The organism is Pseudomonas sp. AM4(2022), assembly GCF_036346515.1.
GTDB lineage: Bacteria > Pseudomonadota > Gammaproteobacteria > Pseudomonadales > Pseudomonadaceae > Aquipseudomonas > Aquipseudomonas paracarnis.
The window spans coordinates 1-25,213 of the sequence record NZ_JAOTNW010000021.1; the positions used below are offsets into that span (position 1 = coordinate 1).

At 59.5% G+C, this 25,213-nt stretch carries 26 protein-coding genes; 12 read left to right on the forward strand and 14 right to left on the reverse strand.

Features of this window, described 5'->3' with window-relative positions; translation table 11 throughout:
• The 3 genes from ODQ19_RS22780 to ODQ19_RS22790 all read right to left on the reverse strand — a co-directional run.
• Positions 1-1,815: DUF6531 domain-containing protein (locus ODQ19_RS22780; protein ID WP_330211286.1), on the reverse strand; the 1,815-nt coding region annotated here is incomplete at its 3' end.
• 135 nt (positions 1,816-1,950) lie between these two features.
• The gene (locus tag ODQ19_RS22785; protein ID WP_330211287.1) at positions 1,951-2,331 is read right to left on the reverse strand and encodes a MerR family transcriptional regulator; all 381 of its coding nucleotides are present in this window, start codon (positions 2,329-2,331) and stop codon (positions 1,951-1,953) included.
• Entirely contained in the window at positions 2,270-2,914 is a 645-nt protein-coding gene (locus tag ODQ19_RS22790) for an NAD(P)H-dependent oxidoreductase (RefSeq protein ID WP_330211288.1), read from the reverse strand. The genes ODQ19_RS22785 and ODQ19_RS22790 overlap by 62 nt, the downstream gene beginning before the upstream one ends.
• A gap of 173 nt (positions 2,915-3,087) precedes the next feature.
• On the opposite strand from ODQ19_RS22790, the gene ODQ19_RS22795 reads away from it, so the two are divergent.
• From ODQ19_RS22795 to ODQ19_RS22835, 9 genes are all read left to right on the forward strand, one after another.
• A complete protein-coding gene (locus tag ODQ19_RS22795) occupies positions 3,088-4,119 on the forward strand; it encodes a PDDEXK nuclease domain-containing protein (protein WP_330211289.1) in 1,032 nt (343 codons plus the stop codon).
• Between the two features lie 228 nt (positions 4,120-4,347).
• A complete protein-coding gene (locus ODQ19_RS22800) occupies positions 4,348-4,929 on the forward strand; it encodes a YjfI family protein (RefSeq protein WP_116665030.1) in 582 nt (193 codons plus the stop codon).
• Positions 4,930-4,946: 17 nt separating this feature from the next.
• Positions 4,947-5,645 carry a PspA/IM30 family protein gene (locus ODQ19_RS22805; RefSeq protein ID WP_014720114.1) on the forward strand — a complete coding sequence of 233 codons (699 nt, stop codon included), beginning with the start codon at positions 4,947-4,949 and terminating at the stop codon, positions 5,643-5,645.
• 156 nt (positions 5,646-5,801) lie between these two features.
• Positions 5,802-6,362, forward strand: a complete 561-nt coding sequence (locus ODQ19_RS22810) for a rhomboid family intramembrane serine protease (protein WP_330211290.1) — start codon at positions 5,802-5,804, stop codon at positions 6,360-6,362.
• Positions 6,363-6,434: 72 nt separating this feature from the next.
• The gene (locus tag ODQ19_RS22815; protein WP_330211291.1) at positions 6,435-7,469 is read left to right on the forward strand and encodes an ion channel; all 1,035 of its coding nucleotides are present in this window, start codon (positions 6,435-6,437) and stop codon (positions 7,467-7,469) included.
• Positions 7,456-8,130, forward strand: a complete 675-nt coding sequence (locus tag ODQ19_RS22820) for a DUF2491 family protein (RefSeq protein ID WP_330211292.1) — start codon at positions 7,456-7,458, stop codon at positions 8,128-8,130. The genes ODQ19_RS22815 and ODQ19_RS22820 overlap by 14 nt, the downstream gene beginning before the upstream one ends.
• 15 nt (positions 8,131-8,145) lie before the next feature.
• Positions 8,146-8,574, forward strand: coding sequence for a DUF350 domain-containing protein (locus ODQ19_RS22825; RefSeq protein WP_116665026.1), 429 nt, complete (start codon positions 8,146-8,148; stop codon positions 8,572-8,574).
• Positions 8,575-8,592: 18 nt separating this feature from the next.
• Positions 8,593-9,303, forward strand: a complete 711-nt coding sequence (locus ODQ19_RS22830; RefSeq protein ID WP_034126869.1) for a DUF1190 domain-containing protein — start codon at positions 8,593-8,595, stop codon at positions 9,301-9,303.
• Positions 9,304-9,314: 11 nt separating this feature from the next.
• Positions 9,315-10,472 carry a glutathionylspermidine synthase family protein gene (locus ODQ19_RS22835; RefSeq protein ID WP_330211293.1) on the forward strand — a complete coding sequence of 386 codons (1,158 nt, stop codon included), beginning with the start codon at positions 9,315-9,317 and terminating at the stop codon, positions 10,470-10,472.
• Between the two features lie 97 nt (positions 10,473-10,569).
• Here ODQ19_RS22835 and ycaC read toward each other — a convergent pair whose 3' ends face one another.
• Entirely contained in the window at positions 10,570-11,202 is a 633-nt protein-coding gene (gene ycaC / locus ODQ19_RS22840) for an isochorismate family cysteine hydrolase YcaC (RefSeq protein ID WP_034100941.1), read from the reverse strand.
• Positions 11,203-11,707: 505 nt separating this feature from the next.
• Between ycaC and ODQ19_RS22845 the strand changes: the two genes are divergently transcribed.
• A complete protein-coding gene (locus tag ODQ19_RS22845; protein ID WP_330211294.1) occupies positions 11,708-11,944 on the forward strand; it encodes a hypothetical protein in 237 nt (78 codons plus the stop codon).
• Between the two features lie 297 nt (positions 11,945-12,241).
• On the opposite strand, the gene ODQ19_RS22850 is transcribed toward ODQ19_RS22845, so the two are convergent.
• The 9 genes from ODQ19_RS22850 to exaC all read right to left on the reverse strand — a co-directional run bounded on the left by ODQ19_RS22850 (position 12,242) and on the right by exaC (position 21,670).
• The gene (locus ODQ19_RS22850; RefSeq protein WP_116665023.1) at positions 12,242-13,012 is read right to left on the reverse strand and encodes a LexA family transcriptional regulator; all 771 of its coding nucleotides are present in this window, start codon (positions 13,010-13,012) and stop codon (positions 12,242-12,244) included.
• A 211-nt stretch (positions 13,013-13,223) separates the two neighbouring features.
• Entirely contained in the window at positions 13,224-13,751 is a 528-nt protein-coding gene (ppa, locus tag ODQ19_RS22855; protein WP_003176323.1) for an inorganic diphosphatase, read from the reverse strand.
• Positions 13,752-13,860: 109 nt separating this feature from the next.
• Complete coding sequence (locus ODQ19_RS22860) at positions 13,861-14,676, reverse strand: zinc-dependent peptidase (RefSeq protein WP_330211295.1); 816 nt, start codon at positions 14,674-14,676, stop codon at positions 13,861-13,863.
• Between the two features lie 6 nt (positions 14,677-14,682).
• Positions 14,683-15,339, reverse strand: a complete 657-nt coding sequence (locus ODQ19_RS22865; protein ID WP_116665021.1) for a DedA family protein — start codon at positions 15,337-15,339, stop codon at positions 14,683-14,685.
• 321 nt (positions 15,340-15,660) lie between these two features.
• Complete coding sequence (locus ODQ19_RS22870) at positions 15,661-16,119, reverse strand: GNAT family N-acetyltransferase (protein ID WP_014720105.1); 459 nt, start codon at positions 16,117-16,119, stop codon at positions 15,661-15,663.
• A gap of 89 nt (positions 16,120-16,208) precedes the next feature.
• Positions 16,209-17,045: an ethanolamine ammonia-lyase subunit EutC gene (gene eutC, locus ODQ19_RS22875; protein WP_034126894.1), complete on the reverse strand. Its 837-nt coding sequence runs from the start codon at positions 17,043-17,045 to the stop codon at positions 16,209-16,211.
• Complete coding sequence (locus ODQ19_RS22880; RefSeq protein WP_330211296.1) at positions 17,042-18,436, reverse strand: ethanolamine ammonia-lyase subunit EutB; 1,395 nt, start codon at positions 18,434-18,436, stop codon at positions 17,042-17,044. The genes eutC and ODQ19_RS22880 overlap by 4 nt, the downstream gene beginning before the upstream one ends.
• A gap of 63 nt (positions 18,437-18,499) precedes the next feature.
• Complete coding sequence (gene eat / locus ODQ19_RS22885; protein WP_054896913.1) at positions 18,500-19,933, reverse strand: ethanolamine permease; 1,434 nt, start codon at positions 19,931-19,933, stop codon at positions 18,500-18,502.
• Between the two features lie 216 nt (positions 19,934-20,149).
• Positions 20,150-21,670: an acetaldehyde dehydrogenase ExaC gene (gene exaC / locus ODQ19_RS22890; protein WP_116665019.1), complete on the reverse strand. Its 1,521-nt coding sequence runs from the start codon at positions 21,668-21,670 to the stop codon at positions 20,150-20,152.
• Between the two features lie 272 nt (positions 21,671-21,942).
• Here exaC and ODQ19_RS22895 point away from each other — a divergent pair, with 272 nt between their 5' ends.
• A complete protein-coding gene (locus ODQ19_RS22895) occupies positions 21,943-23,853 on the forward strand; it encodes a sigma-54-dependent Fis family transcriptional regulator (RefSeq protein WP_330211297.1) in 1,911 nt (636 codons plus the stop codon).
• A 357-nt stretch (positions 23,854-24,210) separates the two neighbouring features.
• Here the strand turns inward: ODQ19_RS22895 and ODQ19_RS22900 are convergent, their stop codons facing one another.
• The gene (locus tag ODQ19_RS22900) at positions 24,211-24,450 is read right to left on the reverse strand and encodes a hypothetical protein (RefSeq protein ID WP_330211298.1); all 240 of its coding nucleotides are present in this window, start codon (positions 24,448-24,450) and stop codon (positions 24,211-24,213) included.
• 53 nt (positions 24,451-24,503) lie between these two features.
• On the opposite strand from ODQ19_RS22900, the gene ODQ19_RS22905 reads away from it, so the two are divergent.
• Positions 24,504-25,199: a hypothetical protein gene (locus tag ODQ19_RS22905; RefSeq protein WP_330211299.1), complete on the forward strand. Its 696-nt coding sequence runs from the start codon at positions 24,504-24,506 to the stop codon at positions 25,197-25,199.
• Positions 25,200-25,213 lie beyond the last annotated feature (14 nt).

Genomic DNA, 25,213 nt, shown 5'->3' on the forward strand with positions numbered 1-25,213 from the left:
GCGATAACGCTCGCTTTCCCCGACAGCATTGGTCGCGCAAACCAGTCGTCCGTCTTCGTCATAGGCGTAGGAAACAACGTTCTGCTCGGTCTCCCACACGTAGGGCTCACGCCCTTTGGCGCGATGCACCTGGTAGTCCACCGCGACGATTCGATCCAGCTCATAACGCAGCAGCAGCGAGCGACCAGCACCGTTATCCAACCGCTCAATTCGCCCGGAACGATCTCGGCAAATGCGTAGACGGTTGTCATACGTATCGCTGATCGCAGCCAGCACACCGTCGCGAAAGTGATAGAACCGCGACGCCTGGGCCAGCACCAGTTCATCAGGAGCCGAGCCCAAGTAGATCGCCGCTTCCGCCAGGCTGTTGGTAATCGCGGGTCGAGCAGAAGTCGGCAAGGGCAGGGTGGTCGAGCGGTTTTCATGGTCAGTCCACACCACCGAATCACCCGACACACAAACCCTGTGCGCCAGCGCATGACTCCAGCCAAACCCCAACCCGCAATCCACATCCACCGCACTGGTGCGATACAGCCGCGCCCACTCAAACGGCAAGATCCCGTCCAGCGCACCATCGGTAAGGGTCAGCAATTCTTCCCCGGTGACCATCGACACCGGGCAGCCGTTAGTGACCGTCTTGTCCGCTGGCGCCGCCGCATCTCCCTTCGGATTCGACGCCATGACCGGCACATCATCCACACGCTCTTTCTGCGTCAGCACCGCGTTCTGCCGCGCCCGCCAGCGCATCTGCATCGTGCCTTGTTTCACCCAGCCGACCACGCCGCGAACCGCCACCGCTTTATAACGGTCGACCGCCTGCATGAACTTGGTGAGAATCGCCAGCACCCCCTTCACGAAGCCCACGGCAGCCTTAAGAATTTGTGCGCCATGCTTGACCAGGCGAACGCTCAAATACGCCACGCCCGCTGCCGGCAAAGCGATGTTCAACACCGCGCCAATCACCAGGTCAATCAGCAACGACACCATAAAACCTGCGGCCGCTTGCGCGACTTCACTGGGCGGTAACGCGTCCAGCCAGATCATGGCGGCGCGCAGTAACAGGTACAGCGCCGCTTCATCACTGGCGAGCAACATCGCCTGTTCCATGACCTTGGGCGCATCGGTGGCGATCTGCGCCAACTTGGCCGCTTCGTTACCCAGTTGCTCAACGTACTTCAGCGGGTCTTCAAGAATCGCCTGCACCAGCTTGATGCTGTCCCACACATCTGTGATCGCCGCCCAGCTGCCCGCCAGCACGCCGCTGCCAATCGCGCTGGCAGTAGAGCGTTCCCAGTGGGGTTTGAAGTCTTTCCACTGTGACCGAAGCCACTGTTCCAAGTCCGCCGTCAGCCCTGCATAGGAGGCAAACAAGGCCTCCACGTGCTGCGCCGAAACACCGCCCTGAACCCGCACCTCATAGCGCCCGCCAGCGGCGCAGTAGTGCGAGCCCTTGCCGTGCTCATCGAGCATCACCACCGTGGAGCTGCCGTCATCCAGGCCGATCACCTCAACCGGGATATCGCCAATTGGTACGTCATGCGCTGATTCGAATTTGCTCTCGATCTCCAGCACGCCACCCACCGGGCAACGGGCCACGGTGGAAAAATCCGCGTCAGAAAGACTTACCAAACGCTGCGAATCCCCTGCCCGCAACACCCGGTCCATGCCCAGCAACGACGGTAAATCCGCTGCATGGCTGACCGAATCCAGTGCACGGGAATACCAGGTGCCCATCTGCTGGCGGTACTCCACCAGGCTCTGATGGAAGCCATCCAGCTCATGTTCGATAGAGGCGATGTGGGAGGCGTGGGTCATCCATGACGTCTCGGCAGAAGGCAAGGCGTCGGAGTCTGCCGCAGCGAAAAGCGGCTGGATGAACGGTTTGGAAAATCAGATTGCCCTTACGAGGGGCCCGTAAAAATCAGCGCCAACTCATGCGTAAGGGCTACTTCAAATGGCGACACTACTGATTGACGAGCAGTGCCCTTGGGCGTCTTTCAGTTGGGTTTCAAACTCAATCAAGCCATCCTGCATCCGTTGCAACATGGCGATCTGCGCGGCCAGCGTATGCTTCTTGTCGGCGATGGCTTGTTCAGCCCGGTCCCAAGGAAGCGCATCACCCTCGTACCCCAGCAAAATCTCCTGCAACTCCTTGAGCTTGAACCCCAGCTGTTGCGCGCACTTTATAAACATCAGCCGCTCGACACTCTGCGCGGTATAAACGCGATAACCGCCCTGACGCGCAGGTGCGGGCATCAACCCGATCGCCTCATAGTGACGAATCGCCTTGATGGTCGTGCCGGACAACTGCGCGGCTTTGCCGATGTACATGAAAACTCCCTTTCTCAAATAGTGCGCCGGCTTGTTTCAGCCATCGGGCCCGCTGCGTCAGCGTAGAGCCCAGCACCGGCCCCAACAGCAGCGTCTTGCTCGTCGCGATGCCGCACAGCGTCAGCGTGGTGCGCCGCATTTGGTGGATGGCCGGCATGCGATAAACCCAGCGGTAATACCACGGCGGCGTGTCGAGGGTCACTAACAAGTGCGCGGTTCGGCCCTTTAGCAGCTTGTCTGGGAATGCCTTGCCTGCACGATATTTGAAGGCAAAGCCGGGTAGGAAAACGCGGTCGATAAAGCCCTTCATCAATGCTGGGACACCTCCCCACCAAACAGGGAAAACCCACGCCAGGTGCTCGGCCCAAAGAATCTCGGACTGGGCGCTGAGCAAGTCGGGCTCTAGCGTCTGTGCCTGGGTATAGCCGTGATTAAGGATGGGGTCGAACCTGAGATCACCCAGGCGCAGGACGCGGACTTCGTGACCGGCCGTTTTAGCGGCATGGATATAAGTGTGCGCGAGAGCGGAACAAAAACTATCGGCGGACGGGTGGCCGAGAATGACCAGAATGCGCTGACTCATGGTGATAAGTTCTGAGAAAAGGGCATTCAGGGTAGGGGCTGCCGTATAGGGGAGAGTCAAGTGCCAGCAGGACCTTTCTGTGAGGTACGCAGGACCCCTCCTGAACTGTTCACGAACGCTTGTGACGGTACTGTGGGCTGGCTAGCCTGCCGAAAACACCAGAGTAAAAAGGCATGAGTGAAACTTCTATCGGGTTGATCGCGCCTCCTGAGGGCTACGGCGATTGGCTGACAGACCTCAAGGGCCGCATCCATCAGGCGCAACAACGCGCATCAATCGCCGTTAATCGTGAACTGGTGCTGCTCTACTGGCAGCTCGGTCACGATATTTTGATGCGTCAGCACGCTCAAGGTTGGGGTAGCAAAGTGATCGACCGCCTTGCGCAAGATCTGCGGGCGGCCTTTCCTGACATCAAGGGCTTTTCGCCGCGAAATCTGAAGTACATGCGTGCTTTTGCCGAGGCGTGGCCGGATTCGGAATTTGTGCAAGAGGTGCTTGCACAATTGCCTTGGTACCATCAAATCGCGCTTCTGGACAAACTTCCCGGCCCTGAAACGCGACGTTGGTACGCCATCCAGACGATCAAACATAGTTGGTCGCGCAACACCTTGGTGATGCACATTGAAAACCGCCTGTTGGAACGCAGTGGCAAGGCAGTGAGCAACTTCGAAAGCCATCTGCCCAAAGCGCAATCCGACCTGGCGCGCGAATCCCTCAAAGACCCGTACCGCTTTGATTTCCTCAGCCTGGGCCAGAATGCACAAGAGCGCGAAATCGAAAATGCCCTGATCAAGCATGTCACGGACTTTTTGTTGGAGTTGGGCGCAGGTTTTGCTTTCGTTGGCCGGCAAGTGCTGCTGAATGTAGGTGGCGATGAGTTCTTCATCGACCTGTTGTTCTATCACCTGAAGCTACGTTGCTATGTGGTGATCGAGCTCAAGGCAGGTAAGTTCAAACCCGAGCACCTGGGCAAATTGGGCTTCTATCTCGCGGCGGTGAATGCCGAGATAAAGCACCCACAGGATGGCCCGACTATCGGCCTCTTGTTATGCAAGGGCAAAAATAAAGTGGTGGCTGAATATGCACTGCGCGATAACAACCGACCTATTGGTGTGGCGGAATATCAACTGATGGAGTCTTTGCCAGCTGAACTGCAATCGAGCTTGCCTAGCATCGAGCAAATCGAGCGAGAGTTGGCGGGGTAGGCTGGGCCTTTTCGGTGGCTGAAAAATGTAAGGAAAAATCTCACGCGTGAGCTATTGAGTACATTGAAGATTGCCTGTAGATTTTCTCACGCGTGAGTTTTTCACAGCGAGGTCAGTACCATGAACAGCAGCTCTCCATCGAGCCCATCAACTGGGCCTGATACCGATTCAGCAAGCCTCAAGGGAGAGCGCTTGAAGCCGTCCGCAAAAAAGCCGTCGAGCTTTTACATGAAGCAGATGCGTGCGGGGCTGGCGGCGGCCGGTTATGTGAAACACGAGACTTGGGTGCTTCCCGAAAACCGAAGCCTGCTCAAGCAAATGGAGAAACAGCTACGCCAACCGATCCTGGCTGGCTCATTCATGTCGGAGAATTTCATGAGCGCAGGTACTAACTGGAATATCGATCGCCTCTACAGTGCCCTTCAGGCGCTGGATGACGTGACGTCCAATGACATTACGCTTTCTCTCGTCCAAGGCTCTGAGTCCAGCATCAAGCTGGAGATGAACGACTTTGGTGGCTTGCCGATTTACATCGCGGTGGTGGGCGAGCAAATCATCGTGGATACCGTCCTGGTCGACGCCGAGTCCATCAACGATGTCGCGAAATTCAACGACGCCGTGCTGCGCAGTCGGGAGATGTTCCCGTTGTCGTCCATCGGTATCGAATCCATGCCGAACGGGCAGGTGGTTTACAACATGTTCGGTGCGCTCAGCTCCGACTCCAGCCTGACCAACATCGTGACCGAGGTGAAAACCCTGGTTGATAACGTGCAGCGCGCCAGCGAAGCCTTCGAACGTTTCTTCATTTAATTATTCGGGAAAAACCAATGACTCAGTCCATCTGGAGCAAATTGTTCACCGCGTTGCGTGGCGGTGCCAGCGAAGTCGGCGAATCGATCGTCGACCAACAGGCCCTGCGCATCCTTGATCAGGAAATTCGCGATGCAGACAGCGCCTTGGCCAACGCCAAGCGTGAACTGGTAAGCATCATGGCCAAGCACAAACTGGCGGCTGATCGTGTTGGCGAGTACGACGCCAAGATCAAAGACCTGGAATCCAAGGCGATGGCCGCAATCCAGGCCAACCGTGAAGACCTCGCCCTGGAAGTGGCCGAAGCCATTTCGACCCTGACCAACGAGCGGGACGTGGAGCAAAAGCAGACCACCGAGTTCGGTGGGTACGCTGAAAGCATGCGCAAAGACATCACCAAAGCCGAAAGCCGCATCAAAAGCCTGCGCCAGCAAGTGGACATGGCCAAGGCTCGCGACAGCGTGCAAAAGGCTCAGGTCAGTGCCTCCATTGCCAGCGGCGGTGCCAACGGCAAGCTGGAAACTGCCGTCGGTACGCTCAATCGCTTGCAGGCCAAACAGCAGCAACGCGCCGCTGAGCTGCAAGCCCAGGATGAACTGGCTGAAGCGTCGACGGGGACAGACCTGGAACGCAAGCTGCGCGATGCCGGTATCACGCCGAACGAAGGCAGTGCCAATGCGATTCTGGAACGCCTGAAGCAAAAATCGGCTGAGTAATCAACGCAGGTCAGTTAAGCCTGCAACTCTGTGGCGAGGGAGCTTGCTCCCGCTGGGCTGCGCAGCAGTCCTGTTTTTGGGGCCGCTTCGCGCCCCAGCGGGAGCAAGCTCCCTCGCCACAGTGGCAGTGCCCTTCTTTTGTATGTTGAGGTCAGGATGAACGCCTTGAAGGGTTTCAAGACAATCGCAGGCCTGGCCCTCTTCATGGTCGCGCTGCAACTGCTCAACGTAGCGACCGGTTACAGCCTCATGGCGTTCGGGCTAGTCCCGAGAACGATGCATGGCCTGTTCGGCATCCTCTCATCGCCGTTTTTGCACGCCTCCTTCGCCCACCTGAGCGCCAACCTGATTGCCTTTGTGATCTTGGGCGCTCTGGTCATCATCGACGGGGTCAACCGGTTCATTGCCGTCAGTGCCATCGTCATTCTGCTGGGCGGCTTGTTGGTCTGGCTGTTTGGTTTTTCAGGCGTACACGTCGGCGCCAGCGGCTGGGTGTTCGGGCTATGGGCCTACCTGCTGTCTCGCGCCTGGTTCCACAGAAGCTGGGGCAACCTGCTAACAGCCGCTGTCGTGGCTTTGCTGTATGGCGGGCTGATCGTGGGCTTCCTTCCGCGGCAGGGCGTTTCCTTCGAAGGGCATCTGTTTGGTGCGCTCGCCGGATTTATTGCAGCCAAGGTACTTCTATCCACGCCGCGCAGCGGGTTTAATGCCGGGTGAACGCACTTGAGCATCCAGACGCCGAGGCGATGCTGTCGTCAGGATTCAAGTACCCAGGGAGCCAGGGGCTAAATGTCGATTTTCCTTTTGTTACGCATGTACGCCTCGTCGCTCTTTCATCGCTTCGGTTGGGCAGGCCTGATCGTTGCCTTGGGTGTCCACCTGAGCACCGCTTACCTGGGCCTGGTGTTGCTGGGCGAACAACACCTCACCGCCCTCGCCACGTTTATCTACTTCTATCTCACTACCACACTCACCGTGGGCTACGGCGACCTCGCACCGCAGACCTCGGCAGGGCGAATTTTCGTGGCGGCCTGGGTCATGCTCGGGGGCATTGCGCTGCTCACGGCAGCCATCGGCAAAACCACCAGCAGTGTTATCGATGCATGGAGAAAAGGCATGAAGGGCAAAGGTGATTTCACCGGCAAGGTCGGCCATACCGTGCTGATCGGCTGGGAGGGCGCGTCCAGCGAGCGGGTGATTGAGCTGTTGCTGCAAGACGAAACCTCGAACGACAACCTGATCGTGATCTGCGATTGCAGCCTGGAAGAAAACCCGATGCCGGGTAAAGCAGCGTTCATCCGCGGCGAAAGCCTGTCTTCCACCGCACTGTTGCTGCGTGCCGGTGTGCCCGGTGCCGAGCGTGTGCTGGTGCGAACCCCGTCTGATGACCTGACGCTGGCCACCGTGCTGGCGGTGAACCAACTGAGCCCCGTCGGGCATGTGGTCGCCCACTTCAACGAAAGTGAAATCGCCGCACTCGCCAGTTCCTACGCCCCGCGCCTGGAGTGCACGTCCAGCATGGCGATCGAAATGCTGGTTCGCGCCTCCCAGGATCCGGGCTCGTCCGTGGTCATCAATGAGTTGCTGTGCGTGGGGCAGGGCGCCACCCAGTACCTGATGAAATTGCCCGATGCCTTTGAGGCAACGTTCGGCGAGCTGTACACGCAGATGAAGGCGCGCCACAACGCCACCCTCATCGGCTATCGCGCCAAAGGCGTTCAGCAGCCGTCGATCAATCCGCCCAGTGCCACACAGGTCAAAGGCGGCGAACTCTTCTACATCGCTTCCACTCGACTTAAGGAAATCTCCCATGGGATGGCTTAAACAGTTGATGGGGCTTGAGGCCCCAAAAACCACTACCGACTCGAGCCGAACCGCCAGCCCAAGCCTGCCTGCTACCGGCCCTTTGGGCCTGGCGCCGGGCAAGGGCGTGATGTTCGACACGACCCTGAAATTGCTGCTCGATGAAAAAACCAACGTGGTGATCCCTGGCTCCCAGGAAATCTGGAGCAACGGCACCATCGACCTCGGCCAGTCCACCTGGCTGTCGCGCTATTACATGAACGACGAAGATTATTGGTTGCAGGTGCACACCACCGGCCAGATAGCGGGCCAGGTCGAGTCAGTGATTCTGTTCAACTACCTCAGTTACGTCACCATCAGCAGCGAAGCGGAACTGCGCAGGCTGGCGGGCCCACAGAGTCTGATCGGTCTGCCGACCTACACCCACGACGGCGTCGAGTTCTTCCGGGAGTGGGGCAGCGAGGACGGCCAGACCGAATTGGTGGCGATGAGCGAGCAGGTCACCAGCCCAGAGACCACCTACAGCGTCGAGCACCGTTCGATGCTATACGCCCGCGACACCGGCCTGACCGACCGTCGAGAGTTCCTGCTGTTCTCCGTCGAAGAGGATGCCGAAGGCACCATCAGCCTGAGCACATCGCTGGGCATTTCGCTGTACACCACCGACCTGACTACGCTCTAAAAAAGGAAGCCGTCCATGCTAGAAGCACTCTCCATCTCCCTCAACAAAGCTGCCGTGCTCGGCTTTGTCCTCTACATCCTGGGGGCTGCGGTACTGTTTGTGCTGTTCCAGTTCATTTACACCCGCATCACCCCGCACAAGGAGTTCGAACTGATCCGTGCGGGCAACACTTCCGCAGCGGTCGCCCTGGGCGGTGCCATCGTCGGTTTCGCCATTCCGGCCAGTAACGTGATTGCCTACTCGATCAACGTTCTTGACTTCGTCGTCTGGGCGGTGATCGCCGCCGTCGTCCAGCTGCTGGCGTTCTTGCTGACCAGCCTGGTGCTCAAAGGCACGTCCGAGCGCATCAAGAAGGGCGAACTGGCAGCCGGTATCTACGTGGCCGCGGTGGCCATCAGCGTCGGCATGCTGAATGCCGCGTGCATGACGCCCACCTCGAACTGATTGCCCACGGAGCTCCCGATGAAACGAAGCAAGTACGTCCAGCTTTCGCTGGCAGCGTCGGTCGCCATGGCGATATCCGGCTGTGGCCCAACGGAAAAAACCTACGACCTGCAAAAGAAGTACAACTTTCAGTCGGTACAGCAATGCGCCGATGAAAAGCTTCCGGTGGACGTCTGCTCGGACGCCTACATGACAGCCATGGCCGAGCATCGCCGCATTGCGCCGGTGTACGACAGCCAGGCCGATTGCGACGCCGACTTTGTCGCTGACTGGTGCCAGCAAGACTCCACCGGCAAATTCATCCCGCGCTTGGGCGGTTTCGAACTGACCGCCGAAGGCCAGGTGACCCAATCCCAGGTCGACGCTGCCAATGCGCAAGCGGCCAACGCTCAGGCCAGCGGCGGCGGCTCAGGCTTCTCCACCAGCAGCCTGCTGACTGGCCTGCTGATCGGCAACATGCTGAGCAACAACCGCAACAGCTACCGCTCGGAACCGGTGTACCGCTATCGCGATGATCGCGGCAACTACGGCAATTCGACGCTCAACCAACGCGTGTCCAATGGGGCGACCTTTGGCCGCTCTAACCAGGCACGGTACGGCAGCAGCAATTACACCAACACGCTGCGCTCTTCACCTAAGTCGAGCTCGGTTTCATCGGCCACCTCCCGGGGCGGCTTTGGCAGCAAAGCCAGCGCACGCAGCGGCTGGGGCGGCGGGTCGAGCAGCTAAGGAAACCGGCCATGAAGAAGATTCAATGCGCAGAGCGTCATGACTGGAAACACACCGCCGAGAGTCTTGGCTTCCTGTTCCATACCATCGACGACGAACCCTACTGGGACGAAAGCGCGTACTACCAGTTCACGCTCAAGCAAATTGAGCGCGACCTCGAAGACCCGACCACCGAGCTCCATGACATGTGCATGGACCTCGTCGCCCGCGTGGTCCACAGCGAAGAACTGCTTGAGCGGCTGAGCATCCCCGCGCCTTTCTACGACATGATCCGCACCTCATGGCTCGAAGGTCACCCGCACCTGTACGGGCGCATGGACTTCTCCTACAACGGTAGCGGGCCCGCCAAGTTGCTGGAACTCAACTACGACACCCCCACCAGCCTCTACGAGGCCGCGGCGTTTCAATGGGGCTGGCTGGAACAATGCATCGAACGCGGCCTGCTGCCCAAGCACGCCGACCAGTTCAACAGCATCGACACCAAACTGCACCAGGCCTTTGCCCAACTGCAGGTCAACCAGCCGTTCTACTTCGCTTCGATGAAAGACTCGATCGAAGACAAAGGCACCACCGACTACCTGCGTTTGGTCGCCGAAAAGGTCGGCATCGAATCGCGCCATATCGACATCGAAGACATCGGCCTGACCAGCGAGGGCCGCTTCGTCGACCTTGAAGATCGCTGGATCCCTCACCTGTTCAAACTGCACGCCTGGGAGTTCATCTTCCACGAGCCCTTTGGTGCCGCGATTGCCCAGAGCGACACGCAGTTCTTCGAGCCTGCGTGGAAATCCATCCTCTCCAACAAAGGCATCCTGCCGCTGCTGTGGGAATTCAACCAAGGCCACCCCAACCTGCTTGCGTCCCACCTGGACACCGACCCAGGCAAAGCCGTGCCAAAAGGTTGGGTGCGCAAACCGTTCTTCTCCCGGGAAGGCGCCAACATCGAACTGCAAACCGCCGACGGCCTGATCCTAAAAGAAGACGGGCCCTACACGGACGCACCGTTCATCCTTCAAGAGTTCGCACCGCTGCCAAAATTTGGTGACAGCTACACGCTGATCGGCTCTTGGGTAATTGGCGACCAGGCCGCCGGCATCGGTGTGCGCGAGGACAATAGCTTGATCACCAAGGACTCAAGCCGGTTTTTGCCGCACTTGATCCTGGATTAAGGACGTCTGACGGGGTCCCCTGATTCAGGCTGAACAGAACCATTCGCCCATAAAAAAGCCTGCGCTTAAAGGCAGGCTTTTGTGATGCTCGGCTGGTTTACTTCTGATGAGCAGTCAGCGCCGCATACCCATTCATCAAATTGCGATAGTTAGGAATGCGCTGGGACAACAGATTCCCCAGCCCTTCGATGTCGTTGCGCCAGTCGCGGTGCAACTCACACGCCACCGAGAACCAGTTCATCAACTGCGCACCGGCCTGCGTCATCCGGCTCCACGCCGCCTGCTGCACAGTGGTATTGAACGTGCCCGACGCATCCGTCACCACAAACACCTCAAAGCCTTCTGCCAGCGCCGACAAGGTCGGGAACGCCACACACACATCCGTCACCACGCCGGCAATGATGATCTGCTTACGCCCGGTGGCTTTGATCGCCTTGACGAAATCCTCGTTGTCCCAGGCGTTGATCTGACCAGGGCGAGCGATATACGGCGCGTCCGGGAACATCTCCTTCAGCTCCGGCACCAGCGGGCCGTTAGGGCCTTGCTCGAAACTGGTAGTGAGGATGGTCGGCAAGTTGAAGAACTTGGCCAGGTCAGCCAGGGCCAGCACATTGTTCTTGAACTCGTTGGGGGAGAAGTCCTGCACCAGGGAGATCAGGCCGGTCTGGTGGTCGACCAGCAGAACAATGGCGTCGTCTTTGTTCAAGCGGTTGTAGGTTGCAGTGCTCATGGTTGAATCCTTTTTTGTTTAGGTTGGTTGGGCGTTGCGTTCAACATGGGCACAGATTAATGGGTGGGTAATGTGGGATAAATCGGGTGGGAGGAGTCTTACTGTCAACTTAAAGTGGACAATGGTTTGCGCCCGATTTCAGGCCTCCGGGTTGCTGTGCAGAACAGGAATGAATTGCCTGATTTTGAGTAGCCAGCAGGTCCGATCCCTTTCCTTTGCAGGACGTTTCCGAGAGAATCCCAACCGCTTGCGCCAGTGGAATTGGGTGACTAGGCTGCTGACCGTCACTGCTAATTCAGTGATCGGGTTTAGTCGCCCGGCTTCGATTGGCGCATAAGCAACTCATGAGTCAGGCACCCCATCGCCTGCATCTTATGGTGGCTGTGCGCAGGGCACCTTCGGGTGCGCCGGGTTCCAATCGTCCGGTCGACTAACCTGCGTACAGCTGCCACCTTTCGTTTAGTCGCGTAAATGGCAGCTTCAAATTATCGATTGGAGTTTTGCTATGGATAACGTTGTTTCGGATTTGCCGTCGTCAGGCGCGACCACCCCATTCACGGTCAATGAAGAACTGAGCTTCGAGGATGCCTGGGTGCAGGTGGCTGAGCTGCTGCATTGTGCGCTGGCTACGTCGCAAGTGATCGGCGAGTCAGTGGCTGCACCACAGAGGGCGGTAATGCACTTGGTGGAGATGGCGAAGAGGGTGGCGGATAGGGCTGTGGAGTGTTTGCAGCCTAAATGACGCGTATTGAAGAGTGGGTAGGATACCTGCCCGCCTTTGTTGACGATTCAATTGTCCAGCAGCTGTTGGGCAATTGAACTGCATTCTTACAGGCATTAAAAAGCCGGCTTGTGGCCGGCTTCTCGGGGACTGCCTCAGCTTGTTTTTGACAAACCTCACCAGCCTTCAAATCGCTCAGCCCACATGGCGTCGGGCTGAATAGTAGGGGCATCCGCGGGAACTCCTCCGCTTCGCCGGCAGGGCGCCAGCTAAAAGCGACCCCTGCCAAATGTGCGGCGCATGATACCCACATTCACTTCAGTTGCCCACCTCCGGTTCCGATTTAGAGCCTTCCCAGCCCAGCAGGTGTTCATCCAGGGGCACCGGAGGGCGGCGGTTGTTGAGGGTGGACCACCAGAATACCCAGCCGACAATCTTGAAGCTTTGCTCGAAGCGTTCCTCGTGGTTGAGGTATTCGTCCGGGTGTTCGCTGGCGTTGTGGCTGCGCATGCGCAGACCGCCGCCAGGACGGTTGTAGAGGTATTTGATGCGCAGCATGCCGTCGTGTTCGACGGCGTAGATTTCGCCGTCGATGATTTGGGTGCGGCCTCGGTCGATGGCGAGGGTAGCGCCTTGTTGGATGATGTCGATCATGCTGTTGTCGACCATGTAGGCGCCTATCGCGCGGTCGTGGTTTACGTTGAGCGTTTGGAGGCAGTGCAGGGAGACGCGGATGCGTTCGGTTGAGGTGAAGGTGGGGTGGAGAGGGATCTCCACGTCGGTTTTTTCCGGGCGGCAGGCGGGGCCTGTGAGGTATTTGCCTATGTCTTCGCGGGTGGTTGCAATCCTTGCGGTAGGGCCTTCCAACAGGTAGTTGGCGGGCGGGTGTTTGGGGCCTTTGCCGTCGCTTAACCAGCGACTTGAGACGCACAGCAATTCTGCGATCTCATTGAGTCGGCCCATGGGGACGCCGCGTTTGAACCAGTTGTTCACGTGCTGAGGCGTGACGCCGCGGTTCTTGGCGAAGTCAGAGGCGGAAAGATGAACTTCCCGTAGTAGCGCTTTTAAACGATCACCTGATGTATTCATAAACGCAGAGTTTACTGTCCGGAAAGTCTAATCAAATAAACCATGCGTTGATTTGCGGTTGTAGGATTTGGCTTAGTTGTGGCTGGATCTTTCAGGTGTGCAACTTAGTTAAACGCTGCAAATAAATATTGAACTTGATGTTTAATCAGGCCCATAAAAAAGCCCCGAATTAACGGGGCTTTTTATTTGCCGTGGCAATGAGGCGCGGGTCTCAGCCTTTGTAGGCGGCAACCGACTTCATGATCTCGGCGCGGGCGGCGTCTGCGTTGCCCCAACCGTCGATCTTCACCCATTTGCCTTTTTCGAGGTCTTTGTAGTTCTCGAAGAAGTGCTTGATCTGTTCCAGCAGCAGTGGCGGCAGGTCGGTGTATTCCTTCACGTCCACGTACAGCTGGGACAGCTTGTCGTGTGGCACGGCGATGACTTTGGCATCGCCGCCGCCGTCGTCGGTCATGTTCAGGATGCCGACTGGGCGCGCGCGGATGACCGAGCCTGGGGTGACCGGGTAAGGGGTCACGACCAGCACGTCGAGGGGGTCACCGTCGTCAGCCAGGGTGTTGGGGATGAAACCGTAGTTGGCCGGGTAGAACATCGGGGTGGCCATGAAACGGTCAACGAACAGGCAGTCGCTGTCTTTGTCGATTTCGTATTTGATCGGCGCGTGGTTGGCCGGAATTTCGATGGCGACGTAGATGTCGTTCGGCAGGTCTTTGCCAGCCGGAATCTTGCTGTAGCTCATTGGGCGTTGCCCCCGTTAGTTGGCCATATGACATGGCCGGATTGGCCTAAAAGTGGCGGCGATTATAGGCATATTCTGACGCCGATGCCATGCGCCAAGCGTCGTACGGTCATTCGCCCTGTGGCGAGTAGCGCGGGTCGCTGGCTTGCAGTTGAGTCAGGCGGGCCAGGGGATCCTGGCGATAAAAGCGGCTGAGTTGGGCGTACACCTCTGGATAACTATTGACCAGTAAATCCGGGGCGCTGAAGAAATATTCACTAGTAACGGCAAAGAATTCCGCCGGGTTTTCCGCAGCGTAATGGTCTATCTCGGTCTCGGCGTCCGGGTTGGCGTCCAACTGGCGGTTGAGGTCATCGAAGGCGCCTTGCATGACGCTGGCCCAGTCCTGCACGCGCATGTCGTGGTGCAGCGGTGGCAGGCCATTGGCGTCGCCGTTGAGCATGTCCAGCTTGTGCGCCAGTTCGTGGATGACCAGGTTGTAGCCTTCCCATTGGCCGCTGGCGAGCACGCCGGGCCAGGCGAGGATCACCGGGCCTTGTTGCCAGGCTTCGCCGCTGTGTTCGCCGTCCCACTCATGCTCCACGCCGCTGGCATCGCGATGGCGTTGCGGGCTGAGGAAGTCGTCGGGGTACAGCACGATCTCATGGAAGCCTTGGTACCAGTCGAGGTCGCCCAGGTTCATCAGCGGCAATTGCGCCTGGGCGGCGAGCAGCAGGCGTTGTTCCTGGTGCAGTTCGACGCCGGGCAGGGCGGTGAGGTGTTTTTCGCTGAGGAACACCACGCAGGCTTCGCGCAGCCACTGGTCTTGCTCTGGCGTGAGGCCGTCGAGGAAGGTCAGGTGGTGGCGCACCCGTTGCCAGGTGTCATCGGCAATCGGGTGCTTGGCCAGCAGGCGCCGGCGACGCCAGGCGTTGAGGGACCACATGGGCGGTCAGTGCGGGTTGGCTTCGGAGGACGTGCGGCCAAAGCGGCTGCGCACCACGCCAATAATCATCGGCACCAGGGACAGCAGGATGATGAACACCACCAGCAGCGACAGGTTCTTCTTGATAAAAGGCACGTTGCCGAAGAAGTAACCCAAGGTCACCAGGCCGCCGACCCACAGGATGGTGCCCAGTACGCTGAAGCCGAAGAAGCGCGGATACGGCATCTTGGCCACGCCCGCGACGAACGGCGCGAAGGTGCGCAGGATCGGCAGGAAGCGCGCCAGGGTCACGGTCTTGCCGCCGTGCTTGTCGTAGAAGTCGTGGGTTTTTTGCAGGTAGTCGCGGCGGAAGATCTTGGAGTTCGGGTTGCTGAACAAGCGCTCGCCCGCCGTTCGTCCGATCACGTAGTTGGTGCTGTCGCCGAGGATCGCCGCCAGCATCAATAGGCCGCCCAGCAATACCGGGTCCATACCGCCACCGGCCGCGACGGCGCCGGCGATGAACAGCAAGGAGTCGCCCGGCAGGAAGGGCATGACCACCAGGCCGGTTTCGCAAAAAATCACCAGGAACAGAATGGCGTAGATCCACGGACCGTAATTGGTTACCAGCATGTCGAGGTAGACGTCGAGATGCAGGATAAGGTCGAGCGGGTTGAAATCCATGGATGGCACCTGTGTGAATAGCCCGGCTCAGCGGGCTTGTGCGGAAGCTCAGGCAATAAGGCTACAAGTAATTGTCGCGGTTCTTACAACCCTGAAAGGTCGGCATTATACGGATTGAGAGGTGAAAAGCGTGTGGCTTTTGTAGCGGGGAGTGTCGCGAAATTGTGAAGGGGTTGGGCTTCAAGCCAGTCGCCGGACCCAATGTGGGAGCTGGCTTGCCTGCGATAGCGGTGGGTCAGTATGAGAAATGCTCGCTGACACTCCGTCATCGTAGGCAAGCCAGCTCCCACAAGAGTATTGCGGTGTTTGGCTGACTGGTTTTCAGTCTTCGTTGATCGGCAACACGTAGTTTTTGAATTCGGTGTCTTCGCGAAACCCAATCGACTCGTAGGTCTTCTGCGCCACGTCGTTATCGCTGCTTGTCGATACCCGCAGGCGCACCGCGTGGGTGTCCTTGGCCATTTTCTTGGCCGTGCGCATCAGGTTGTCGGCCACCAGTTGCCGACGCGCATCCTCGGCCACATAGATGTCGTTGAGGATCCACACCCGCTTGAGCGACAGCGAAGAAAAGCTCGGGTACAGCTGGCAAAACCCCAGCAGCCGCTTGTCGTCATCGTCGGCCAGGGCCAGGTAGATCACCGACTCCTTGCGCCGCAGGCGCTTTTCCAAAAAGGCCCGTGACGAATCCGGGAACGGCAGGGCCCCATAGAACTCGCGGTATTTGACGAACAACGGGGTCAACAGGTCCAGGTGTTCCAGGGTCGCTTGAGTAATCCGCATGCCAGGCCTCAACTTCCAAATGGGGTATGACCACACGAGCGGCCGTGACTCGATGCTGCCTAATGACGCCAAAAAGCGCAATCGTGCCGCTATCGGTCATCTGCCGGGCTGAGCAGGAAATTGCCTTTCATCAGGTCCGGGTCGTCGGATTCGAGGGTCTGAACCTGCGCCTCATCCTTGAGATTGACCCCCGACAACTGCCGGCGACACGCCTCGCGCATCAAGTACAGCAGGCGATGGGCCGCCATGCCATAACTCAAGCCCTCCAGCCGCACATTGGAGATGCAGTTGCGATAGGCATCGGTGAGGCCGACCTTGGGGTTGTAGGTGAAATACAGGCCCAGGCTGTCCGGCGAGCTGAGCCCCGGCCGTTCGCCGATCAGGATCACCACCATCTTGGCGCCCAGTAGCTGCCCGATTTCATCGGCCACCGCCACGCGGCCTTGCTCCACCAGGATCACCGGTGACAAGGACCAGCCTTCGGCGTGGGTCTGTTCTTCCAGGCGCGCCAGAAACGGCGCCGTGTGTTTATGCACGGCCAGTGCCGACAGGCCATCGGCCACCACGATGGCCAAGTCCACACCACCGGGCTGAGCCAAGGCGTAGTCGCGCAGCGTTTGCGCCGACTCATCGCTCAGGCGTCGCCCCAGGTCCGGGCGTTGCAGGTAGATGTGCCGGTCCGTGGCGGCGCTGTGCAACAACAGGCTGTCTCGGCCACGTTCGGCCAATTGGTGGCTGAGCCCGGCGTGATCGAAGGGCAGGTGCACCGCGTCCCGCGCCTGGGCGTGGGCAAACTGGAAGTCCAGTTGGGCGCTGGTGGGAAGGCTGGTGCCGGTGCGGCCCAGGGCAATACGCGCCGGGGTCAGGCGGCGCAGTTCCAGCCATGGGTTGTCAGGCAATTCTGGTTGCACAGTCGGCTCCTTCATCCCAATTGCGCCAAGGCGTGACGAAAGGCCGGCGGCAAGCTATTGCCAAAATGCACCTTGCCATCAGCCTGCGTGAAGATGCCCATTTTCGCCAGCCACTGCTCGAACTCCGGCGCCGGTTTTAAACCCAATGTTTGCCGGGCGTACAGGGCGTCGTGGAACGAGGTGGTCTGGTAGTTGAGCATGATGTCGTCGGAGCCGGGGATGCCCATGATGAAGTTGATGCCGGCCACGCCGAGGAGGGTCAGCAGGGTGTCCATGTCGTCCTGGTCGGCTTCGGCGTGGTTGGTGTAGCAGATGTCGCAACCCATGGGTACGCCGAGCAGTTTGCCGCAGAAGTGGTCTTCAAGGCCGGCGCGGATAATCTGCTTGCCGTTGTACAGGTACTCCGGGCCGATAAAGCCGACCACGGTGTTCACCAGAAACGGCTTGAAGTGCCGGGCCACGGCGTAGGCTCGGGTTTCACAGGTTTGCTGGTCGACGCCAAAGTGCGCATTGGCCGACAAGGCGCTGCCCTGGCCGGTTTCGAAGTACATCAGGTTCTGGCCCAGGGTGCCGCGCTTGAGGCTTAAGCCCGCCTCGTAACCTTCCTGCAGCACGTTCAGGTTGATCCCGAAACTGGCATTGGCCGCTTCGGTACCGGCAATCGACTGAAACACCAGGTCCAGCGGTACGCCGCGGTTGATCGCTTCGATGGAGGTGGTGACGTGGGTGAGCACGCAGGCTTGGGTGGGGATCTCGTAGCGCTGGATGATCGCGTCGAGCATCTCCAACATGGCGCAGATCGAGGCGATGCTGTCGGTGGCCGGGTTGATGCCGATCATGGCGTCGCCGTTGCCGTACAGCAGGCCGTCGAGAATGCTCGCAGCGATGCCGGCCGGTTCGTCGGTGGGGTGGTTGGGCTGCAAGCGCGTGGACAAGCGCCCGCGCAGGCCCAGGGTGCCGCGAAACTGAGTGACCACGCGGATCTTCTGCGCCACCAGCACCAGGTCTTGCACGCGCATGATCTTGGACACGGCCGCGGCCATTTCCGGTGTCAGCCCTGGCGCCAATGCACGTAGGGCCTGTTCATCGGCCGCATCGCTGAGCAGCCAGTCGCGCAGGCCGCCGACCGTGAGGTGGCTGACCGCTGCAAACGCCTGTTTATCGTGGGTGTCGATGATCAGCCGGGTGACTTCATCGCTTTCATAAGGAATCAGTGCTTCCTGCAGGAAGTGCTTGAGCGGGATATTCGCCAGCGCCATCTGCGCCGCCACACGTTCGCCGTCATTCTGCGCGGCGACACCGGCGAGGAAGTCCCCGGAGCGTGCCGGGCTGGCTTTGGCCATCACGTCCTTGAGGCTGTCGAAGCGGTAGGTTTGAGCGCCCACCGCGTGGGAAAAGCTTGCCATACAGTGTCTCCTTGATGGCGCGGGCCTGCTGTGGGCAAGGCGCCGCGTCGAGGTTTTCGGCAGTTAGTGCAGGGCGGCCTCTGCGGCCTGGATCGCCGCGAATTCCTCTTCCGGCGTGCCTGCTACCAAGTGATGCCGGCTGTAGAAAGCAAAGTAAGCAATTAATACTCCATAGATGATCGCCGCGCCAATCACCACGCGCGGGTCCACCAGAAAGCCCGCCACCACGGCCACGCAAGCCAGCACCAGCGCCACGCCTGAGGTGAAGATGCCACCCGGCGTGCGGTATGGCCGCTCCATTTTAGGGCGACGGATGCGCAGGGTGATGTGGGCGGCCATCATCAACACGTAGGAAATCGTGGCGCCAAACACCGCCACCAGGATCAGCAAGTCACCCTGGCCGGTCAGCGACAGGCCAAACCCGATAATCCCGGGGATCACCAGCGCCAATACCGGCGCTTTGCTCTTGTTGGTCTCGGACAATTTACGTGGCAGGTAACCGGCACGGGACAAGGCAAAGATCTGCCGCGAATAGGCGTAGATAATCGAGAAAAAGCTCGCGATCAAACCCGCCAGCCCGACCAGGTTGACGAAGCTGCCCATCCAAGTGGAACCGCCGTAGGACAACGCCAGCGCTTCAACCAGCGGGTTGCCGGATTTGATCAGCGCGTAAGTCCCTGCACCGCCCGGCGCGATCACCAGGATCAACAGGGCAAAACTGGTCAGCACCACAATGGCGCCAATCAGCCCGCGCGGCAGGTCGCGCTTGGGATTCTTGGTTTCTTCAGCGGCCAGCGGCACGCCTTCCACCGCCAGGAAAAACCAGATGGCATAAGGGATCGCGGCCCACACGCCGACGTAGCCGAACGGCAGGAAGCTGCTGGCGCCCTTGGCCTCGGTCACGGGTATATCCAGCAGGTTGGCGACGTTGAAGTGCGGCACCATCGACACCAGGAACACGCCCAGGGCAATCGCGGCGATGGCGGTGATCACGAACATCAGCTTCAAGGCTTCACCCACACCAAAAATGTGGATGCCGATAAAGATAATGTAGAACGCCAGGTAGATCATCCAGCCGCCAATGCCGAACAACGACTCGCAATAGGCGCCGATAAACACCGCGATGGCGGCGGGTGCGATGGCGTATTCGATAAGGATGGCAGTGCCGGTGAGGAACCCGCCCCAGGGGCCGAAGGCGCTGCGGGCAAAACCGTAGCCACCGCCAGCAGTGGGGATCATGGAGGACAGCTCAGCCAGGGAAAAGCACATGCACAGGTACATGGTGGCCATCAGCAAAGTGGCGAGGAACATGCCGCCCCAGCCGCCCTGGGCCAGGCCGAAGTTCCAGCCGGCGTAATCGCCGGAAATAACATAGGCGACGCCAAGGCCAACCAGTAGTACCCAGCCGGCGGCGCCTTTTTTCAGTTCGCGTTGTTGAAAATAATCGGTGCCGACTTTTTCGAAGTCGACAGAAGAACCAGTGGGTTCGCTAGGCATGGGAAGTACCTTCCATTTTTATTGTTTTTGACTCGGCGTCTTTGTGCCGAACGAGGTAGCAATTGCTTGTGATATCAAATGTGGGAGCTGGCTTGCCTGCGATAGCGGCCTGTCAGCTACCCCTTATTTGGCTGATACACCGTTATCGCAGGCAAGCCAGCTCCCACACTTGATCGCATTTCAAGTTGGGAGCGGGTTGCTTGCTACAGGGCTAAGTTAGAAAAAGCCCAACGGATTAATGTCGTAGCTCACCAGCAAGTTCTTGGTCTGCTGGTAGTGATCCAACATCATCTTGTGGGTTTCACGGCCCACGCCAGACTTCTTGTAACCGCCAAACGCGGCATGCGCCGGGTACAGGTGGTAGCAGTTGGTCCACACGCGGCCAGCCTTGATCGCCCGGCCCATGCGGTAGGCGCGGTTGATGTCGCGGGTCCACAGGCCAGCGCCCAGGCCGAACTCGGTGTCGTTGGCAATCGCCAGGGCTTCGGCTTCGTCCTTGAAGGTGGTGATGCTCACCACCGGGCCGAAGATTTCTTCCTGGAACACACGCATGTCGTTGGTGCCCTTGAGCAGGGTCGGCTGGATGTAATAACCGGTGGCCAGGTCGCCCGTGAGCTTCTCGACCTTGCCGCCCGTGAGCAGTTGTGCGCCTTCACCCTTGGCGATTTCCAGGTAGGACAGGATCTTGTCGAACTGCTGCTCGGACGCTTGGGCGCCAACCATGGTGTCGGTGTCCAGCGGGTCGCCACGCTTGATCGACTCGACCTTCTTCATCACCACTTTCATGAAGTCGTCGTAGATCGACTCTTCCACCAGAGCGCGGGAAGGGCAGGTGCACACTTCGCCCTGGTTGAAGAACGCCAGCACCAGGCCTTCGGCGGCTTTTTCGATAAATGCAGGTTCCGCTTTCATGATGTCGGCGAAGAAGATGTTCGGCGACTTGCCGCCCAGCTCGACCGTGGACGGAATGATGTTCTCCGCCGCGGCATGCATGATGTGCGAGCCCACAGGCGTTGAGCCGGTGAAGGCGATCTTGGCGATGCGCTTGCTGGTGGCAAGGGCTTCGCCGGCTTCCTTACCGAAACCGTGCACCACGTTCAGCACGCCTGGAGGCAGCAGGTCGCCGATCAGCTCCATCAGCACGCTGATGCCCAGCGGCGTTTGCTCGGCGGGCTTGAGCACTACGCAGTTACCGGCGGCCAGGGCTGGCGCGAGTTTCCACGCGGCCATCAGCAGCGGGAAGTTCCACGGGATGATCTGGCCGACCACGCCCAGCGGTTCGTGGAAGTGGTAGGCGGCGGTGAGTTCGTTGATTTCGGCGCTACTGCCTTCTTGGGCGCGGATGCAGCCGGCGAAGTAGCGGAAGTGGTCGGCGGCCAGGGGGATGTCGGCGTTGAGGGTTTCGCGCACGGCCTTGCCGTTGTCCCAGGTTTCGGTGATGGCCAGCAGTTCGAGGTTTTGCTCGATGCGGTCGGCGATTTTCAGCAGCACCAGCGAACGGTCCTGGGCCGAGGTTTTGCCCCAGGCATCCGCGGCGGCGTGGGCGGCGTCCAACGCCTTGTCGATGTCTTTGGCAGTGGAGCGCGGGAAGTCGGCAATCGGCTTGCCGTTGACCGGCGAGGTGTTGGCGAAATAGTTGCCATCGACTGGCGCCACGAATTCGCCGCCGATGTAGTTGCCGTATTTGGCCTTGAACGAAACGATGGCGCCTTCAGTACCGGGGTGTGCATAACGCATGGTGGGCATCTCCTGCTTTTATGTTTATTGGAGTACAGCGCGGCAAGCGCGTTATAAAGCGTAGAGCAAAGGTTGGGCCACTGCTGTGCGGGCCAGCAAAATCAATGAGTTGGGCTTTATCGCAAGGCGTTGCCGTGACAGGTGCGGTACAGGCGAGGTGACAGTTTGTGCCACAAACGGTACAGCCTGTGACCGGTGGGTCGGGCCGGGATTGCAATGGCCGAATGGCTGGGGGATGCTGGGCGTTCTCACGCAGGGAGAATAATAAGAACATGCATAACGATCATTTCAGTCGCCATGCCCAGCAAGTCTTGACCGTCACCCGTGGCCAAGAGCTTTCCCAGGGGCCGGGCAGCGATCCGTCCATCGCCCGCTCCTGGCTGCGCTGCGTGGAGGACTACCACCTCGACCCGGCGCTGACCATCGCGCCTACCGTGCTTGAACACGGGCGCCTGCTGGAAAGTCGCGAACGCCTGCGCCAAGTGCTGCACATCGCCGGCAGCGAAATGAACAGCCTGCACCAGCAACTCTCCGGCGCCGGTCATGCGGTGCTGCTCACCGATGCGCGCGGGGTGATCCTCAACTGTGTCACTGCGCCGTCGGAGCGCAAGATTTTCGAGCGCGCCGGCTTATGGCTGGGCGCTGACTGGAGCGAAGCCTGCGAAGGCACTAACGGCATCGGCACCTGCCTGGTGGAGCGGCAGTCGTTGACGATCCACCGTGACGAGCATTTTCGCGGCCGTCATACCGGGCTGACCTGTTCGGCCAGCCCGGTGTTCGACCCTCATGGTGAATTGCTGGCGGTGCTGGATGTGTCCTCGGCCCGCGAAGCCGTGTCGCGCCAAAGTCAGTTCCACACCATGGCGCTGGTGAACCTGTCGGCCAAGATGATCGAAAGTTGCTACTTCCTGCGCCACTTCGAACACCACTGGCTGTTGCGTTTTCACCTGCAGGCCGAGTCGGTTGGGTTATTCAGCGAAGGCTTGCTTGCGTTTGATGGCGAAGGGCGCATTTGTGCGGTCAACCAGAGCGCCCTGAACCTGTTGGGGCAGTTGCGCGGCGGCTTGGTGGGCCAGCCGGTGGAAGCGTTTTTCGACTGTTCCCTGGACCAGTTGCTGGGGCGAGCCAGCGCAAATGCCACGGCCAGTTGGCCACTGCGTACCCGCGATGGTCGGCCTTTATTTGCAGCGCTGCGAGGCCAGCCCCGCAGTGCGCCTGCGCCTATCATCAAGCCGCAGGCGTCACGCCCATTGGGTATCTGCCTGGGTGACCCGGCGTTGCAAAATGAGCTGCGCAAGGCCTCGCGAGTGTTCGAGCGCGATGTGCCCTTGCTGATCAACGGCGAAACCGGCTGCGGTAAAGAAGCCTTCGCCAAGGCCGTGCATCAGGGCAGCCAGCGGGGCGACAAGGCCTTTGTTGCGCTGAACTGTGCGGCGATTCCAGAAAACCTGATCGAGAGCGAATTGTTTGGCTATCGCGCCGGCAGTTTCACCGGTGCCCTTAAAGAAGGCATGCGCGGCAAGCTGCAACAGGCCGATGGTGGCACGCTGTTTCTCGACGAAATCGGCGACATGCCCCTGGCGTTGCAAACCCGCCTGTTAAGGGTGCTGGAGGACCGTCTGGTGGTGCCTATCGGCGGCGAACCCCAAGCCGTGAACGTGCGCATCATCAGCGCCACGCACCGCAATTTGCTGGAACGGGTGGCCGATGGCAGCTTTCGTGAAGACCTGTACTACCGCTTGAACGGCTTGGAAGTGGCCCTGCCGCCGTTGCGCGAGCGCAGTGACAAGTCGCAACTGTTGGATTTCCTCCTGGCCCAGGAAGCAGGCAGCGAACAGGTGATGCTCGACGAGTCGACGCGCCAGGCCTTGTTGGCATTCCACTGGCCCGGCAACCTGCGGCAGATGCGTACCGTGTTGCGCACGGTGGTGGCGCTCTGTGAGGGAGGGAGAGTCGGTCTTGAAGACTTGCCGGCGCTGATTCGCCAGGCTCGGCCGCAAGGGGCGAGAGCGGATGCGCCGTACGCTTTGCCACTGGAAAGCGCCGAGCGCCAGGCATTACTCGATGCGTTGGCGCAGCAGCGCTGGCATATGAGCCATGTGGCGGAACAGTTGGGCGTCAGTCGCAATACGCTGTACCGCAAGTTACGCAAACATGGTATTTCACGGGGCGCCATGCATTAGGGGGCGCGACAGTTGTCGGAATAACTCCGTTATTGCGGACTACTTGTTTTTGTCCCACGTTATTTAAGGTTTTTTATCGCTCTACGCGCTCACGTCGTCCCGGAACGTGGCGCGTTGTTTTAAGCACTGATGGAATAAGGGCAGAGCATTAATTGCCCTTAAACACCGTTGTTTGAAACTTCTAGGGTGACAACACATGAATATTACAAGTCCAATAACGACTCCTGTGCCACAACTCCCTGTTCAACTTGATGTTACGCCTGCGTCCCCACCGCCCCCTTTAAAGGCGGGCTGGGGCGAACCGATGCACCCCATTGAGCCTGAGCCTGAAACGCAGTCGCCTGAGCAGGAGGCTGATCAAACGTCGAAGGTGCGCGTCAAGCGTGGAATCTTCGGGCGTCGGTTCGGGGGTGGATCCCGGCCCGCACCTCCCGTATCGCCTACGCCATCGCCCAGGGTGCCGCCTGCCCCGGTCAGTCCCACGCCCACCCGGCCCCCAACCACGGCGGGTGGGAAAAAGCCGACGACAAACCACGAGACCCCTGGCACCAGTGTGACCGCAGGCAGTTCAGGCCAGTCGACTGCCAGTAGGCTCAAGGACGCGCTGACCAAGGGGCCGCAGACGCCCCCCCCGCGGTGGCACCGCCCCTGTGAAACCGGAGGAATCACCCAAGGTCAGCGTGGCTGATGTCACCCAGCGGTTGTTGGATGCCGACAGGCTGGTCAAGGCGGGTGTTATTTCTACATCGCCCTCTACCGGCAAGATGGTCAAGGATGCGTTCATCAACGCAGGCGTCAATGGTATGGTCAGTGCGCCGATCAATGTGGGGGCGTATGCCGGGTCCGTGGCTGCGGGGGAAGCGATCAAGGGCCAATACGTACCGTCGCCAGTGGTGCCACCGCCACCGCATTTACCCGGCGTTGCACAGCCCGATCAGAAGGCAGCGCCGCCAGTCGTGACGCCATACGCACCCGACGAGCCTGCGCCTGTGGCCACGCGCCATCTGGATCGGGTAGAGAAAGTGCTGCTGGAGTTTGCCAATCTCATCATCACGCTGGCGGGAAACACCGGAGACCGGCTTGCCATGGGCGATGCCTGGCCCAAGGAGCGTGAGGCACGCATGAGGAACCTTGAGCAGTTACTGGACGTTTCAGAAACCCATATGAAACAACTGGCGGAGGACCACGACCTGATTTTCAAGCCTCACATCGAGTCGCAAACGTCCCCTGGTACCGGTGGCCGCCTAGGCGTGATCGAGCGTCGTTATCATGCCTTGAAAAAAACCGTCGACCGAATCATGACCTTGAAAGACGCTGAGCTTAAAAAAGCTGGCATCCCGGTTTAAGTCATCCCTTTTGC

Coding starts and splice junctions, on each gene's coding strand:
- ODQ19_RS22880 (WP_330211296.1), bottom strand. CDS start 18,436: ATGGCAAGCTTTTCCCACGCGGTGGGCGCTCAAACCTACCGCTTCGAC.
- ODQ19_RS22835 (WP_330211293.1), top strand. CDS start 9,315: ATGAAGAAGATTCAATGCGCAGAGCGTCATGACTGGAAACACACCGCC.
- ODQ19_RS22860 (WP_330211295.1), bottom strand. CDS start 14,676: ATGTGGTCCCTCAACGCCTGGCGTCGCCGGCGCCTGCTGGCCAAGCAC.
- ODQ19_RS22845 (WP_330211294.1), top strand. CDS start 11,708: ATGGATAACGTTGTTTCGGATTTGCCGTCGTCAGGCGCGACCACCCCA.
- ODQ19_RS22795 (WP_330211289.1), top strand. CDS start 3,088: ATGAGTGAAACTTCTATCGGGTTGATCGCGCCTCCTGAGGGCTACGGC.
- ODQ19_RS22830 (WP_034126869.1), top strand. CDS start 8,593: ATGAAACGAAGCAAGTACGTCCAGCTTTCGCTGGCAGCGTCGGTCGCC.
- ODQ19_RS22850 (WP_116665023.1), bottom strand. CDS start 13,012: ATGAATACATCAGGTGATCGTTTAAAAGCGCTACTACGGGAAGTTCAT.
- ODQ19_RS22810 (WP_330211290.1), top strand. CDS start 5,802: ATGAACGCCTTGAAGGGTTTCAAGACAATCGCAGGCCTGGCCCTCTTC.
- ppa (WP_003176323.1), bottom strand. CDS start 13,751: ATGAGCTACAGCAAGATTCCGGCTGGCAAAGACCTGCCGAACGACATC.
- ODQ19_RS22820 (WP_330211292.1), top strand. CDS start 7,456: ATGGGATGGCTTAAACAGTTGATGGGGCTTGAGGCCCCAAAAACCACT.
- ODQ19_RS22785 (WP_330211287.1), bottom strand. CDS start 2,331: ATGTACATCGGCAAAGCCGCGCAGTTGTCCGGCACGACCATCAAGGCG.
- exaC (WP_116665019.1), bottom strand. CDS start 21,670: ATGCGTTATGCACACCCCGGTACTGAAGGCGCCATCGTTTCGTTCAAG.
- eat (WP_054896913.1), bottom strand. CDS start 19,933: ATGCCTAGCGAACCCACTGGTTCTTCTGTCGACTTCGAAAAAGTCGGC.
- ODQ19_RS22895 (WP_330211297.1), top strand. CDS start 21,943: ATGCATAACGATCATTTCAGTCGCCATGCCCAGCAAGTCTTGACCGTC.
- ODQ19_RS22800 (WP_116665030.1), top strand. CDS start 4,348: ATGAAGCAGATGCGTGCGGGGCTGGCGGCGGCCGGTTATGTGAAACAC.
- ODQ19_RS22790 (WP_330211288.1), bottom strand. CDS start 2,914: ATGAGTCAGCGCATTCTGGTCATTCTCGGCCACCCGTCCGCCGATAGT.
- eutC (WP_034126894.1), bottom strand. CDS start 17,045: ATGAAGGAGCCGACTGTGCAACCAGAATTGCCTGACAACCCATGGCTG.
- ODQ19_RS22870 (WP_014720105.1), bottom strand. CDS start 16,119: ATGCGGATTACTCAAGCGACCCTGGAACACCTGGACCTGTTGACCCCG.
- ODQ19_RS22825 (WP_116665026.1), top strand. CDS start 8,146: ATGCTAGAAGCACTCTCCATCTCCCTCAACAAAGCTGCCGTGCTCGGC.
- ODQ19_RS22865 (WP_116665021.1), bottom strand. CDS start 15,339: ATGGATTTCAACCCGCTCGACCTTATCCTGCATCTCGACGTCTACCTC.
- ODQ19_RS22805 (WP_014720114.1), top strand. CDS start 4,947: ATGACTCAGTCCATCTGGAGCAAATTGTTCACCGCGTTGCGTGGCGGT.
- ODQ19_RS22815 (WP_330211291.1), top strand. CDS start 6,435: ATGTCGATTTTCCTTTTGTTACGCATGTACGCCTCGTCGCTCTTTCAT.
- ycaC (WP_034100941.1), bottom strand. CDS start 11,202: ATGAGCACTGCAACCTACAACCGCTTGAACAAAGACGACGCCATTGTT.